Origin of the sequence: Nodularia chucula CCY0103, from assembly GCF_963923915.1 — a bacterium.
Lineage (GTDB): Bacteria > Cyanobacteriota > Cyanobacteriia > Cyanobacteriales > Nostocaceae > Nodularia > Nodularia chucula.
This window is the reverse complement of record NZ_CAWUOL010000026.1, coordinates 37,962-51,558: the sequence shown is the minus strand read 5'-3', so window position 1 is coordinate 51,558 and position 13,597 is coordinate 37,962. Positions and strand designations below refer to the sequence as shown.

The window sequence follows — 13,597 nt, the reverse complement described above, 5'->3', positions numbered from 1 at the left end:
TAAAGTATTTATATCTTAATTAAGTGTACCTCATAACAGACGGAAGTGCTGTATTCTTTACAGTGAGGGCAGATGGCAAACTTATATAAATTACTTTCCAGACCAATTAAATGAAATCCTCTACCAGTTGACTGCTGAGAGCAAGTGAGACATTGCCACCCTTCAAATTGGACACTACCTAACTTTAGTGCTGTTTGTTCCTTGATGTTGAGATGTGGTGCAACGCTTTTGAAATTTATTTTTTTCATGCGTTTCTTACATTCAATACAGCAAAAAACATAATAACCTTGTTTTCTTCTTGTCCTGTCTTCTGGATGTAAAAGAGTTATCCGCGATCTTTCGTATATGAATCGGTTGAAAAAGAACAAACCAATGACTGATAATTCTGTCATTACTATCAAAAGTAGGAATAGTAATAAATCCGATGAAACCCCAAAGCCACCAACAATAGATTGAATGATTCTAGTAAATAATCCTGGGGGCTGAGAATCAGAACCTAAAACTACTATTAATGCTTTGGTTCCCGCCAGTGTTCCACCTGCAAAATCACCTTGTTTAAATTCGGGGATAATTTCGCTATTGATAATATTACCGACTTTGGCATCGGGTAAAATAGCTTCGATACCGTAACCAGTTTCTATTTCTACTCGGCGATCGCCCACAGATATCAAAAATAATACACCATTATCTTCTCCTTGTTTACCAATACCCCAATGATTGAATAACTCCGTGGCAAAACTTTTGGGTGAAGGTGCTGGGGAAGTTGTGGGTACTGTGACTACAGCAATTTCCGTCCCATTTTTCGCCTCTAAATCAGCAATCATCTGATTAATTTCGGCTTTAGTATCTGCGTTGAGAATATTTGCCATATCTGTCACCCAACCACCCGATACTTGTCGAGGATTCGGTACTTCTTCCACCTTTAAGGCGAGGCTAGATAATGGTGCAAGAACTATAGATGCTGAAAATATACCTAACAGAAAAATTCGTTTTGGTTTGAGAAAAGTTAATTTCATATTTTCCCCTATCAGACATAATCTGAATTGACTCTTAATTAATACATCAATTCATCGATGGGGAATTACGGAAAATAGCATTTACCAACTCCCACCAGCACCGCCGCCGCCGCTACTTCCACCACCACTACTTCCACCACCTCCACCATAACTACCCCCACCGCCATAACTACCTCCACCATAACTACCCCCACCGCTACTAATACGATACTTAATAGCGACAATATGAAACTTATTATCAATGTTTTGCTGAGAACAACTAGGACATCTCCAACCCTGAAATTTAAAACTATTTAGTTCTTGTTCTTCTTTGCTCAGACATGATTGGACTGTATCATAGTCTACTTTCTCCATTGGTTGTTTGCAATCAGCACACAAAAAAATGTAATTCCCTTGCTTTTTACAACTGCGCCCTTTTGGTGCAATAAGTATTTTTCGGGGACGATTTAAGATAAATATAATATATGAGAAAATCTTATCCAGTAGTTTTCCTAGAACTTGCATTACAATCAAACCTACGCCTGAAGTAAGTCCTAATATAAATATCTCAAGGTAGCCTGTGTCAGATGGGGTTCTTTGAGTGCTTGGAAGTATTGCCTGATTATCAGATAATGCTTCATTCGAGTTGAGAACTACTATTAATGCTTTGCTTCCTGCCAGCGTACCACCTGCAAAATCTCCTTTTTTGAAATAAGGGATAATTTGACTCTGGATAATATTGCCGACTTTGGCATCAGGTAAAATGGCTTCAATACCGTAACCAGTTTCTATTTCGACTCGGCGATCGCCCACCGATATCAGAAATAATACACCATTATCTTCTCCTTGTTTACCAATTCCCCAATGATTGAATAACTCCGTGGCAAAACTTTTGGGTGAAGGTGCTGGGGAAGTTGTGGGTACTGTGACTACAGCCATTTCTGTACCATTTTTCGCCTCTAAATCAGCAATCATCTGATTAATTTGGGCTTCTGTTTCATCGTTGAGAATATCTGCCATATCTGTCACCCAACCACCCGATACTTGTCGAGGATTTGGCACTTCTTCCACCTTTAAGGCAAGGCTAGACAACGGTGCAAGAACTATAGATGCTGAAAATATACCTAACAGAAAAATTCGTTTTGGTTGTAGGAAAGTTAATTTCATATTTTCCCCTATCAGATATCAGTCTGAATTGACTCTTAATTAATACATCAATTCATGGGCGAGGAATTACGGAAAATAACATTTACCAACTGTCACCAGCACCGCCACCACTGCCACAACCAATACTGGGAGGCGTTAAATGAGGTATTTTTTCTCTGTTTCTTTGTGATAATTATCGAAAAATTGGGTTTGAGGTTCCCCGGCTACGATGGCTTTTAATTAATCCACTAAGATGCTGCTAAACTAGTATGTGCCATCAAACATGACAGTATTTAGTATTTTGGAGGTGCATTGATCACGTATTTCACACCTATTTATATTACCTATGTTAATTAAACCTCAAATTCAAATTCCCCAAAAGTTGCCCTTTTTATCAAGATTATGTTGGCAAAGAGAAGATATAGAAAATCTTACCCTTTTAGAAATGCTGAGAATATATGAACGAGGTTGGCATTATCGAGGAGTTTTAGGGGATTTGAGCCAAACAGAAGCCTTCTTTGTGCAACGGTTAGCTCAATACTATAATTCATGGTTAGGATCGCAAATGTTTGAGAAGGAATTTCATCAAAAAATTTTAACAGTTATTAATCAATTAAAGGCTAATTTTTTATTAGAGTGTGGTGCATATTTTGGCGGTGGCACTCTGGTAAGTTTAAATCATGGTGAATATAGATTAAGCAAAGATATAGATTTTCTCTGTTCCACTGGGACTGGCTATCGGTTATTGCGACAACAATTAGCTGAAAATCAGTATAATGCTCTATTTAATACTCAAAATAACCTCGAATTGTGCGGAGAAATTAAAGCTGACCAATATGGGGTAAGATTTGCAATTATAGTTGATGAAACTCTGATTAAATTTGAAATTATTATGGAAGGACGCATCGAATTGGGAGAACCAGATTTTCCCAGTTGGTCCCCCGTCCCATGCTTAAATGAAATTGACAGTTTTGCTGAAAAACTTTTAGCTAATTCCGACAGATGGAATGATTCTTCGGTAGAGTCGAGAGATTTAATTGATTTAGCCGTCCAAAGGCTCAAGTCTCCAATTCCTAGAGAGGCTATTGAGAAAGCAGAAACAGCGTATCCAGTGATTGAACCTTTAAAAAAAGCGATATCCTTTTTCCAAAATAACCCAAATTATCGAGACAAATGTTTTACTGCTTTGCGAATTGTCGAACCCAGTAAAATTATTGATGGTATTGATTTAATAGCTGCGGATTTATGCTTAGAAAAGACAGCTAGAACATTTAACGAGTATAAATAATGATGAAAGGGTAGAGAGAAAATCAATAACAAGTTTCCCTCTACCCATTTTAATTAGTCGCCTCAGTTACTTAGGCTTCTGCATTTGTATCAGGAAGCAGTTTGAAGAACTGATCAATGTCTTCCATTGCTTCTCGGTAGTTAATCAAGGCTAGTTGAGTATCACTTTCTCCCGCAGCTTGATCAATTTTAACTAAGTGGTTAAGTAAATCTCGCGTTTTTTGCCGTGCTGTGGGTTGGGCTGAAGGTAACAGGTTGGGAATAATATATGTCATGCTCAACCTGGCTTCTGTCATTGGACCGTGGATGAAATTACTGACATCAATCCAATCTTTCTTGTTGATCAGGGTTTTTAATTCGGCGGCGCGATCGCGCACAGCCTGAATTTTGGGAACATATTCCTCAATTCTCTCTAGTTGAATTGCTGTGTAAGTTGGAGGTGCAATTGCAGCACTCGGTCCACCACAACTAATGAGGAATGTTGCCAATAATACTAAAATCAGAGAAAAAATCGAGCGGTGACGCGCCATAAACTGAACTTAATTTTTTTGTGTATGCCCATTTACAGTGTAATTTTAGATCGTTGCGGTAATCGATAGTTCTAATTGCCAAGGGATTTTCCTGGAAATTTTGGTAATCAAGGCAGATATTGTTGTGGAACAGCCTAGTTACTGGGTGTTTTGGGAAAAATTCAGTATAATTACTCAAAATAGCGAAATTGTGAGGAAGCCTAATCTTATATTTGCGAAATCCCAATGGTGTTGATAAGCTAAAACACCAATATAATAAGCCTTCTGGCGGTTTTCTGTCGTCACATCCCCTCTAGATGTGCAAAATATAGGAGTGTTTTTTTCGTGAACGCATCTGAACAAGCAACAAATCTTGAACTGGCCAGCAAGATTGCTACTGTAGTGAATTTGTTTAAATTCGAGTTTCCTGATGCTAAATCGGATCTCAAACCCTGGAAGGATGACCCAGAAACCAGAGATTTGTTAGATCCAGATTCTATAGACATCGGCTTTCATTTTCCCGGAATCAGCAAATCTTGGCGCAGTCGGAGTATATTGATTCAAATCCGCTTTTATCAAGACCCCATAAATGACTCACGACGGGCTATTGGTTTAGAGGTGGCTGGGTTTGATCATCGCGGTGAAGCTTGGCGACTGTCTACAGTGGAAAATTGGAGTTTTGTGGGTAAGTCTGAACCTTCGCCACAAGTGGGGGACAAACTCAAGCAGATTTGTCGCCACATTTTAGAGGTGTTTAATCAAGCCAGTGTTTAACTTTGTTCCAGAAAGTTCTCCTTCGCGCAGGAAATTTCATTGGAGTGATGCGACCATACCACATAGCTTCAAACCAGATAAATTCCCACTAATTAACATTAATTAAAGGTACAGATCGACGCTGGTTTTACAGGACAGATCTGGGGTGCGATCGGGTTATTAGACATCTCCAGACGCTTCAAATTAGTCAGCGCCGATAATGGCTGGATTTCACTGATTTGATTGGATTCGAGCCTGAGATCAGTCAAATTAGTCAGCGCCGATAATGGCTGGATGTCACTAATTTTATTGGAGTAGAGCGCGAGGAAAGTCAAATTAGTCAGCGCCGATAATGGCTGGATTTCACTGATTTGATTAGAAGTGAGCATTAGATGCTTCAAATTAGTCAGCGCCGATAATGGCTGTATTTTAGTGATTTTATTGGAGTTGAGCCAGAGTGTAGTCAGATTAGTCAGCGCCGATAATGGCTGTATTTCACTGATTTGATTGGAGTCAAGCGTGAGATCAGTCAAATTAGTCAGCGCCGATAATGGCTGTATTTTAGTGATTTGATTGGAGTCGAGACTGAGATGAGTCAAATTAGTCAGCGCCGATAATGGCTGTATTTCACTAATTTGATTGGAGCGGAGCGTCAGAAGCCTCAAATTAGTCAGCGCCGATAATGGCTGGATTTCACTGATTTTATTGGAGTGGAGACTGAGATCAGCCAAATTATTCAGCGCCGATAATGGCTGTATTTCACTAATTTGATTGGAGCCAAGCCTCAGAAGCCTCAAATTAGTCAGCGCCGATAATGGCTGGATTTCACTGATTTGATTAGAAGTGAGACTGAGATCACCCAAATTAGTCAGCGCCGATAATGGCTGTATTTCACTGATTTGATTGGAGTTGAGCGTCAGATAAATCAAATTAGTCAGCGCCGATAATGGCTGGATGTCACTGATTTGATTGGAGTCGAGACTGAGATCAGTCAAATTAGTCAGCGCCGATAATGGCTGGATGTCACTGATTTGATTATGAGTGAGCATCAGACGCTTCAAATTAGTCAGCGCCGATAATGGCTGGATGTCACTAATTTGATTAGAGTAGAGATTGAGCTCAGTCAAATTAGTCAGCGCCGATAATGGCTGAATATCGCTAATTTTATTGGAATCAAGGTCGAGATAAGTCAACTTGGTAAGCCTTTCGTTAGCCTGATCGCAGTTTTGAGTATCAGCCTTTCGCAACAAAATCTCAACCGTATGTCTTGTTTCTGGAGCTAAGGTTGATTTTTGCTGACACCAAGCGCTAAAGCTTTTAGCATTTACAGAAGGAGCAACAAGAGTCTTTGGGGAGCATCCCAAGGTAAAACCAATTATTAAACCAATTAGTAAGCGAAATTTGATTTTCATAAATTACTTTAATGTTGTGGTGTAGGACAAAAAAACTTGCAAATAAGAAAACCCGAAATCACCTAAGAGCAGGAGAAAGTCGAAGTTGGAGAATTGATTTCTGGGTAATCCCAAAAGCCGTAATTATTGGTAATTCTCAGTTTTGCAGCTACCATCGACACAATAGGCTGATTGATAGGTACTTGGACGCTGCCCAAAGAGAGTATAGCGGTTATCGCGGATTTGTTCATAGAAGCGATCGCCTACCCATTTCATCCCAGGTAACGCCCGATAAGCTTCTACAAATATATTTCCCATCGGTAACAATCGCCCAATTTCCTCAGCCGCATCACTACCTTGCCAACGCCTTGCGGGTGCATTACCATCAATTAAAATCATTCCCTGTTCGCAATCTAGGGCTGTAACTCCCCACTGTCCCAATGTTTCTTCATCTTGCATGGGGGTATAGCGAAACAGTTTTCCCTGATCTAATTTTTCCAGTAACTGCACTAGGGTAACGCAGAGATTACAATTTCCATCATAGATAACGTTGTAATTCATAAAAATAATATTTCTTTGGGTATAGTTAGAAATCTACAATATTTTGATAAAAATAGTCAAATTGAAGATATTATATTGATGATTTCCTCTAATTAAATAATCGGCGATCGCCTGTCTGAGTCGGAAATTCAGCGCGATTAATATCAAAGTAATTTTATTTATTTAATTGAGAATATTTAATTTATATAAAAAATTGAAATCGACAAAAGAAGGGATTCACATATTAAACACATCTACCCAGAGAGAGTTACAAAAAGTCATTGACTATCTGTAAAGTATTTGTATTGTGTAATTCAGACAGAATTAATGACTAATAACAACACCCTAACATCTCGTCTTTACCCTACTCGCATTGATATTCCTGCGGAAACGCGATTGCAAATTGTGGTAATTCTCAATCAGACTTTAGCAGCTACTCTGGATTTGAAAACCCAGGCGAAGCAAGCCCATTGGAATGTGAAGGGAAGTGACTTCTTTCAACTGCACGAATTATTTGATGAGCTAGCAGGTGAATTAGAAGAGTATGTTGATATGGTTGCGGAACGTGTCACCGCTTTGGGTGGTTATGCTTTAGGAACAGCAAGGGCTGCGGCTAATAATTCTATTTTACCGGAATATCCTAGCAATATTTTACAAGGTCAAGACCATGTAGCGGCGTTGGCAGATCGTTTTAGTCTCTATGGTAAGCATATCAGAGATGCGATCGCCAGAACTGATAAATTAGGCGATGCAGATACCGCCGATCTTTACACAGAAATTTCCCGCACCATTGATAAACGTCTTTGGTTCTTAGATGCTCATTTGCAAGTAGCAGAAATTCAAAATCATAACGGTAACACTGTGAGTCATCAAAAGACATCGGTTTTGAGATAAGTTTGAAAAACAGCCGTGGCGACGGTTAGTCGCGGCTAAACAAACAAAACCTTGATTTTGTATTAGTCCAGTTCGCTGGACTGTATCTGTGTAGTAGCCCAGTTTATCCCCAGACTGGGTTTATTGGCGATCGCACATACAGTTATAGCTGGGGAGTAGGGAGTAGGGTAAAAGCCTTTCGGTGTATAACTTTTATGATCAATTTATGTCCTAACGTCCTTTGCGGTTGCTATAAATCATAAATTAGCCGCTACTAGCGCAACTTAGAGAAATTAAATATACAGATAATTGATGACTAACATAACTGAGTAGTTTCTTTTTGGTAACTACATTACTTTTCAGTGCGTACTTTTCATTTGAGAGGTATGTATCTTATGATTTAAACAAGTGAAAAATTAATGTATTCAAATCAACAGACTAATAAAAAAGTAAACTTTCTCAAGCAGGTGAAATTATGTCACAAAACACAATTAACTATTTAATTCATGATAGAAATGCTCGTGGTCATGCTCAGTTAGGCTGGCTCGATAGTCATCACACATTTTCCTTTGGCAGTTTTTACGATCGCGATCGCATGGGATTTCGCACTCTGCGGGTAATTAATGATGACCGCATCGCCCCTGGTGGGGGATTTCCTACCCACAGTCACCGCGATATGGAAATTCTCACCTATGTCCTATCAGGTGCAGTTGAGCATAAAGATAGCTTAGGTACTGGTTCCATCATTCGCCCTGGTGACGCACAGATTATGAGCGCAGGAACGGGAATCGCCCACAGCGAATTTAATCCTTCGCAAACTGAACCACTACACTTACTGCAAATTTGGATTTTACCAGACAAGGAAGGATTAGCACCCAGGTATGAACAAAAATCATTTTCTGTCACAGAAAAGCAGGGTCAACTACGGTTAATTGCTGCCAAAGATGGGCGTGATGGTGCAGTAATAATTCACCAAGATGTTGATTTATATGCCTCTATTTTAGAACCAGGAGATGTTGTGAATTATCACGTTAAACCTAATCGTTATGCTTGGTTACAAATAGCTCAAGGTGTCGCAACTTTCAATGGAGAAGAACTCAGAGCCGGTGATGGCGTGCAAATCACTGGGGAAGAAAAACTAGAAATCAGTACAGATATTGGCACAGAGTTTTTGCTTTTTGATTTGGGTTAATTGGGATTTACAGCTATTTTCAGGTAAATAAACCACGTGGTAGGAGTCCAAGACCTTGCGCCCCTACCACTGCTAGGTTAAGCGAAATGGTTTTTCGATACTTTATCGATTCAAACCTACTATGCCCTCTATATCTGCCCCTGTAAAATTGGCACCATTGACATCTGCATTAGTCAATATGGCATCTTCCAAATCAGCACTAGTAAAATTTGCATTTCTGAGATTTGCTCTAGTCAGATTAGCTTCTTTTAAGTCAGCATCGGTTAAGTTAGCTCCACTAAGTTTAGCATTGCTTAAGTTAGCTTGTGTTAAATCAGCATCATTCAAATTAGCATTACTGAGATTAACACCTCTTAAATCAGCTTTTTCTAAATCAACGCCTTGGAAATTACAACCAGGACATTGCCGAGTTGTTAGCAATTGATTAAGTTTATTACTAGCTGTTGTTTGTGGAGTCGGTGGAACCTGCTGGCTGATTTCAGGACTAGTTAGAGGTGGAGTAGATACTTGAGTTTTTTCTGCTTTTGTACACCCAAGGAGCATACCTATACCAATAACTGCGATCGCACTTACAAGTTTACTTCTTCTGATTTTCCAAACCATAAAATTTGTTTGGCTACTTTATAGGTTATTTCAGAATTTTAGCGGCAAAATTTAGCTTAAACAGTTATATTTAACATCTTTCTCAGGTTTTACAGTCAATTTGATCAGAGTAAATACTCATGGGTAGGCTGTAGGTTTCATCCTACAAAATTTATCAGACAACACATATCAGACAACACAGCCTGACTCTCACTAATCGTCTATGGTGTGGGTTCACTACCCAAAATCAGAACCGCAGCTTCCTCTGAGCCTGTTGGCAAATTAAGATATTTTTCAAAGGCTTGATTTTTTCTTACCAGTTTCCATTTCGCTACACTAGGAGTTGACCAGAAAATATTCTAGGAGCAGCAGAGACAGAATGTCTAAAAAGCGTAATTCACCAGACCCAATTCAGCTTTTTCCCTCCCAAACTCCCTATAACTCAGAAAACTGGCAGGAGAGAGTGGCGCAGGTGGGGTATCGCTTTAACCGACAGTATCAAAAGCAAGATTTAGAATTACCCGCAGAATTACAAGAAATGCCCATATATCACGAATGGATTTCTGGGTTGTTATCTGGGCGAATTGTTTCTCCTTTTTGGGAAATTGCTGAACCGAAAAAAAATCAGCACTGTTTAGATATTGGCTGTGGTGTCAGCTTTTTAATCTATCCCTGGCGGGATTGGCTAGGATATTTTTATGGGCAAGAAATTAGCACTGTGGCACGTGATACTCTCAATTCTCGTGGTTCACAATTAAATTCTAAACTGTTTAAAGGCGTGGAGTTGGGGCCAGCCCATCAATTAAACTATTCAGCAGACCAGTTTGATTTGGCGATCGCCACCGGATTCAGCTGTTATTTTCCCTTAAAATATTGGAATGCCGTCTTACTAGAAGTCAAGCGGGTTTTAAAACCAGAGGGACACTTTGTGTTTGATATCCTCAACCCCGAACATCCTTTAGCAGAAGATTGGGCAGTTTTAGAAACATATCTCGGCGCTGAAGTCTTTCTAGAACCTGTAGCTGAGTGGGAAAAAATCATCAAAGCCACTGGTGCAAAAATAGTGACGCGCCAATTAGGAGAATTATTTGATTTATATAAAGTCAAGTTTTGACAACTATCTAACAGTTAGAACTGTCAATTGTATAACTTTGGGCTGAGGATTTAAGTCAAAAACCCTGTAGAGACTTTCTATGAAACCTGTCTACATTTAAAATAATGAAATTATTTGTTTTGGCAGACAATCTATGGCATACGACTTTAAAACACTAGCTGAACTTTATAAAAATTCCCTGATCAATGACGTACTACCATTTTGGGAAAAATACTCCCTCGACTGGCAGCATGGCGGCTATTTCACCTGTCTGAATCGAGAGGGTCAGGTCTACGACACAGACAAATTTATCTGGTTGCAAAATCGCCAAGTGTGGACTTTTTCCATGCTATATAACCAGTTAGAAAAACGGACAGACTGGTTAAAAATTGCCCAAAACGGTGCTGATTTTCTCGCCCAATATGGCAGAGATACCGACGGTAATTGGTACTTTGCCCTCACCAGTGCAGGTCAACCACTGGTGGAACCCTACAATATATTTTCTGATTGCTTTGCAGCGATGGCATTTAGTCAATACGCCTTAGCTTCTGGAAAAGATTGGGCGAAGGATGTGGCAATGCAAGCCTATAATAATGTGTTGCGCCGCAAAGATCATCCCAAAGGTAAATATAACAAGACCTATCCCGGTACACGCCCCCTCAAATCTTTGGCTGTACCGATGATTTTAGCTAACCTGACTTTAGAAATGGCATGGTTGCTACCCAGTGAAACCCTGGAAAATGTCCTGGCTAGCACTGTGAAAGAAGTAATGACAGATTTTTTCGACCAGGAACGGGGGTTAATGTATGAAAATGTCGCCCCTGACGGTTCCCACGTTGACTGCTTTGAAGGGCGGTTAATCAATCCTGGTCATGGTATCGAAGCTATGTGGTTTATCATGGATATCGCCCACCGAAACAACGATACTCAGACTATTAACCAAGCCGTTGACGTGGTGCTAAATATCCTCAATTTTGCTTGGGATGCTGAGTATGGCGGGTTATATTACTTTATGGATGCTCAAGGTCATCCCCCCCAGCAACTGGAATGGGATCAAAAATTGTGGTGGGTGCATTTAGAGTCTTTAGTAGCACTAGCAATGGGCTATCGCTTGACTGGGCGTGATCAGTGTTGGCAATGGTATGAAAAAATCCATGATTATACTTGGTCACACTTTGCAGATCCAGAATATGGCGAATGGTTTGGTTATCTCAATCGCCGTGGGGAAGTATTGTTAAATCTCAAGGGTGGTAAATGGAAGGGTTGTTTTCATGTACCCCGTGCCTTGTATCTTTGTGGGAAACAGTTTGAGGCGTTGGCTTTAAAGTCAGTTTAATTCACACACTCCCCACACTTCCCACTCCCCACTCCCCACTCCCCACTCCCCACTCCCCACTCCCCACTCCCCACTACTCACCTGTAGTGAAACTTAGGCTACCATATCGCCTATTGCCTTTGTGCAATATCCGTGAGGAGTAGTGTAGGTCAAAGAACATGACAACAGAGATGAATTTTATTGCTATAGCCGAACAATTCACGTTTTCAGGGAAAGTTACGGCTATTCAATCTTTGGGAAATGGGAATATTAATGATACTTTCTTGGTAACTTTGGATTCTCCAGACAGAAAGCATTTTGTGCTGCAACGCATCAATACCCAGGTGTTTCAGCAACCGCCACTGGTAATGCAGAATATGCAGATTTTAACAGATCATGTTTGCATTCGACAAAGCCGCACCCCAGGCGATCGCCGTTGGGAGGTTCCCCGTGTGTTATTAACTCAAGATCATCAAAACCTGTGGAGAGATGAAAATGGCGGCTACTGGCGGGCTATTAGCTTTATAGAAAACGCCCAATCATTCGACACCTTAACAAATAATTCCCACGCCCCAGAAATTGGGTATGCTTTGGGAATGTTCCACAATCTGATCAGCGATTTACCCCCCAGCAAACTCGCCGATACTTTACCAGGGTTTCATATTACACCAATTTATTTGCAGCAGTACCAGCAAATTCTCACCACACATCAGCGCCAATCATCCCCAGAGGTTAATTATTGCTTAGAATTTGTTAACAATCGCACCATCATTGCAGATATCTTAGAAAATGCCAAAGCCGCAGGCAAATTACCCCTACGCCTGATGCACGGCGACCCTAAAATTAATAACGTTTTATTTGATACTGTCACCCAAAAGGCAGTTAGCATTATAGACCTGGACACCGTGAAGCCAGGATTAGTACATTACGACATCGGCGACTGTTTGCGCTCAGGTTGCAATCCCACTGGAGAAGAAACTGAATCCTGGGAACAAGTTAAATTTGAGACAGATTTATGTCAGGGAATTTTACAGGGTTATCTAGATGTCGCCCAAGCTTTTCTCACCGAGAATGACTATATATACATTTACCCGGCTATTCGTCTGATTAGCTTTGAGTTAGGGCTAAGATTTTTGACTGACTATTTAGCCGGGGATGTCTACTTTAAAATTAAATATCCAGAACACAACTTAGCCAGGGCTTTAGTACAGTTTCAGCTAACTGCAAGTATAGAATCCCAAGAAACACAAATTCGCCAAATTATCGCAGATTTGAGATGATATGGCTGGGAGTAGGGAGGAGGGAAGATAAAGCAAAGGTTTGGCAGGTTTTCGCCTTTCGTAAGTATTCAATCAGATTTGAGATGAAAAATCAGATATTTAACCTAAAACCCTTTCCTTCTCAGGAATCTTTACCTAATTTGCAGATTACAGGGAATATCACCCGCTATGCAAATCAACTCAGCTTGCGCTACCAACTACTGGGAGATTTAACGCCATTTGTAATTCCTCCCTTATCAGAGACACCAGCGCGCCAGCATGAACTCTGGGAAAATACTTGTTTTGAGTTTTTCCTGGGTATTAAAGATGCAGCAGAATATTGGGAGTTTAACCTTTCCCCCGCCGGACATTGGAATGTGTATCATTTTGATGGCTACCGTCAAGAAATGCAGGAGGAAACCGCTTTTAATAGCCTTCTCTTTACTATTCACAAGCAATCTGATAGTTTAACCCTGGTTTTAGATGTAGATTTGGGTAAAATTTTCAGCCAAGAACAAAAAATAGAAGTAGCAATTACTGCGGTAATCAGAAATAAAACTGATAATATTACTTATTGGGCTTTAACTCATCCAGGAGTAGAGGCTGATTTTCATCGGCGAGATAGTTTTATAATTTTTCTGTAAAAAACCTGGGTGTGAGTC

At 40.1% G+C, this 13,597-nt stretch carries 14 protein-coding genes; 8 read left to right on the top strand and 6 right to left on the bottom strand.

All coding sequences use genetic code 11. From position 1 onward, the window contains the following. Positions 1 to 8 precede the first annotated feature (8 nt). Together ACM0OP_RS10020 and ACM0OP_RS10015 are read right to left on the bottom strand one after the other, a co-directional pair. Entirely contained in the window at positions 9 to 1,016 is a 1,008-nt protein-coding gene (locus ACM0OP_RS10020; protein ID WP_414528265.1) for a TPM domain-containing protein, read from the bottom strand. Positions 1,017 to 1,097: 81 nt separating this feature from the next. Continuing rightward, positions 1,098 to 2,162 (bottom strand): TPM domain-containing protein, encoded by a 1,065-nt coding sequence (locus tag ACM0OP_RS10015; RefSeq protein WP_414528264.1) that lies wholly within the window; start codon positions 2,160 to 2,162, stop codon positions 1,098 to 1,100. Between the two features lie 325 nt (positions 2,163 to 2,487). On the opposite strand from ACM0OP_RS10015, the gene ACM0OP_RS10010 reads away from it, so the two are divergent. After that, a complete protein-coding gene (locus ACM0OP_RS10010; RefSeq protein WP_414528263.1) occupies positions 2,488 to 3,429 on the top strand; it encodes a nucleotidyl transferase AbiEii/AbiGii toxin family protein in 942 nt (313 codons plus the stop codon). Between the two features lie 70 nt (positions 3,430 to 3,499). Here ACM0OP_RS10010 and psbQ read toward each other — a convergent pair whose 3' ends face one another. Then, positions 3,500 to 3,958 carry a photosystem II protein PsbQ gene (gene psbQ, locus ACM0OP_RS10005; RefSeq protein ID WP_414528262.1) on the bottom strand — a complete coding sequence of 153 codons (459 nt, stop codon included), beginning with the start codon at positions 3,956 to 3,958 and terminating at the stop codon, positions 3,500 to 3,502. 324 nt (positions 3,959 to 4,282) lie between these two features. Between psbQ and ACM0OP_RS10000 the strand changes: the two genes are divergently transcribed. Further along, positions 4,283 to 4,711 carry a hypothetical protein gene (locus tag ACM0OP_RS10000; RefSeq protein WP_414528261.1) on the top strand — a complete coding sequence of 143 codons (429 nt, stop codon included), beginning with the start codon at positions 4,283 to 4,285 and terminating at the stop codon, positions 4,709 to 4,711. Positions 4,712 to 4,809: 98 nt separating this feature from the next. Here the strand turns inward: ACM0OP_RS10000 and ACM0OP_RS09995 are convergent, their stop codons facing one another. Together ACM0OP_RS09995 and ACM0OP_RS09990 are read right to left on the bottom strand one after the other, a co-directional pair. After that, entirely contained in the window at positions 4,810 to 6,102 is a 1,293-nt protein-coding gene (locus tag ACM0OP_RS09995) for a leucine-rich repeat domain-containing protein (protein WP_414528260.1), read from the bottom strand. Between the two features lie 123 nt (positions 6,103 to 6,225). Then, complete coding sequence (locus tag ACM0OP_RS09990) at positions 6,226 to 6,642, bottom strand: thiol-disulfide oxidoreductase DCC family protein (RefSeq protein WP_414528259.1); 417 nt, start codon at positions 6,640 to 6,642, stop codon at positions 6,226 to 6,228. A gap of 306 nt (positions 6,643 to 6,948) precedes the next feature. On the opposite strand from ACM0OP_RS09990, the gene dps reads away from it, so the two are divergent. Together dps and ACM0OP_RS09980 are read left to right on the top strand one after the other, a co-directional pair. Continuing rightward, positions 6,949 to 7,515 carry a DNA starvation/stationary phase protection protein Dps gene (gene dps / locus ACM0OP_RS09985; RefSeq protein WP_414528258.1) on the top strand — a complete coding sequence of 189 codons (567 nt, stop codon included), beginning with the start codon at positions 6,949 to 6,951 and terminating at the stop codon, positions 7,513 to 7,515. Positions 7,516 to 7,969: 454 nt separating this feature from the next. After that, a complete protein-coding gene (locus ACM0OP_RS09980) occupies positions 7,970 to 8,686 on the top strand; it encodes a pirin family protein (protein ID WP_414528257.1) in 717 nt (238 codons plus the stop codon). A gap of 102 nt (positions 8,687 to 8,788) precedes the next feature. Here ACM0OP_RS09980 and ACM0OP_RS09975 read toward each other — a convergent pair whose 3' ends face one another. Beyond that, on the bottom strand, positions 8,789 to 9,289 hold the full coding sequence (locus tag ACM0OP_RS09975; protein WP_414528256.1) for a pentapeptide repeat-containing protein: 501 nt from the start codon (positions 9,287 to 9,289) through the stop codon (positions 8,789 to 8,791). 358 nt (positions 9,290 to 9,647) lie between these two features. On the opposite strand from ACM0OP_RS09975, the gene ACM0OP_RS09970 reads away from it, so the two are divergent. The 4 genes from ACM0OP_RS09970 to ACM0OP_RS09955 all read left to right on the top strand — a co-directional run bounded on the left by ACM0OP_RS09970 (position 9,648) and on the right by ACM0OP_RS09955 (position 13,579). Next, the gene (locus ACM0OP_RS09970) at positions 9,648 to 10,382 is read left to right on the top strand and encodes a class I SAM-dependent methyltransferase (protein ID WP_414528255.1); all 735 of its coding nucleotides are present in this window, start codon (positions 9,648 to 9,650) and stop codon (positions 10,380 to 10,382) included. A gap of 133 nt (positions 10,383 to 10,515) precedes the next feature. Next, positions 10,516 to 11,697 (top strand): n-acyl-d-glucosamine 2-epimerase, encoded by a 1,182-nt coding sequence (locus ACM0OP_RS09965; RefSeq protein ID WP_414528254.1) that lies wholly within the window; start codon positions 10,516 to 10,518, stop codon positions 11,695 to 11,697. Positions 11,698 to 11,855: 158 nt separating this feature from the next. Beyond that, positions 11,856 to 12,956 carry a phosphotransferase enzyme family protein gene (locus ACM0OP_RS09960; protein WP_414528252.1) on the top strand — a complete coding sequence of 367 codons (1,101 nt, stop codon included), beginning with the start codon at positions 11,856 to 11,858 and terminating at the stop codon, positions 12,954 to 12,956. Positions 12,957 to 13,039: 83 nt separating this feature from the next. Beyond that, a complete protein-coding gene (locus tag ACM0OP_RS09955; protein WP_414528250.1) occupies positions 13,040 to 13,579 on the top strand; it encodes a DOMON-like domain-containing protein in 540 nt (179 codons plus the stop codon). The last annotated feature ends 18 nt before the right edge of the window (positions 13,580 to 13,597 follow it).

Coding starts and splice junctions, on each gene's coding strand:
- ACM0OP_RS09980 (WP_414528257.1), top strand. CDS start 7,970: ATGTCACAAAACACAATTAACTATTTAATTCATGATAGAAATGCTCGT.
- ACM0OP_RS09990 (WP_414528259.1), bottom strand. CDS start 6,642: ATGAATTACAACGTTATCTATGATGGAAATTGTAATCTCTGCGTTACC.
- ACM0OP_RS10010 (WP_414528263.1), top strand. CDS start 2,488: ATGTTAATTAAACCTCAAATTCAAATTCCCCAAAAGTTGCCCTTTTTA.
- ACM0OP_RS09955 (WP_414528250.1), top strand. CDS start 13,040: ATGAAAAATCAGATATTTAACCTAAAACCCTTTCCTTCTCAGGAATCT.
- ACM0OP_RS10020 (WP_414528265.1), bottom strand. CDS start 1,016: ATGAAATTAACTTTTCTCAAACCAAAACGAATTTTTCTGTTAGGTATA.
- ACM0OP_RS10015 (WP_414528264.1), bottom strand. CDS start 2,162: ATGAAATTAACTTTCCTACAACCAAAACGAATTTTTCTGTTAGGTATA.
- ACM0OP_RS09970 (WP_414528255.1), top strand. CDS start 9,648: ATGTCTAAAAAGCGTAATTCACCAGACCCAATTCAGCTTTTTCCCTCC.
- ACM0OP_RS09975 (WP_414528256.1), bottom strand. CDS start 9,289: ATGGTTTGGAAAATCAGAAGAAGTAAACTTGTAAGTGCGATCGCAGTT.
- ACM0OP_RS09960 (WP_414528252.1), top strand. CDS start 11,856: ATGACAACAGAGATGAATTTTATTGCTATAGCCGAACAATTCACGTTT.
- psbQ (WP_414528262.1), bottom strand. CDS start 3,958: ATGGCGCGTCACCGCTCGATTTTTTCTCTGATTTTAGTATTATTGGCA.
- ACM0OP_RS09965 (WP_414528254.1), top strand. CDS start 10,516: ATGGCATACGACTTTAAAACACTAGCTGAACTTTATAAAAATTCCCTG.
- ACM0OP_RS09995 (WP_414528260.1), bottom strand. CDS start 6,102: ATGAAAATCAAATTTCGCTTACTAATTGGTTTAATAATTGGTTTTACC.
- dps (WP_414528258.1), top strand. CDS start 6,949: ATGACTAATAACAACACCCTAACATCTCGTCTTTACCCTACTCGCATT.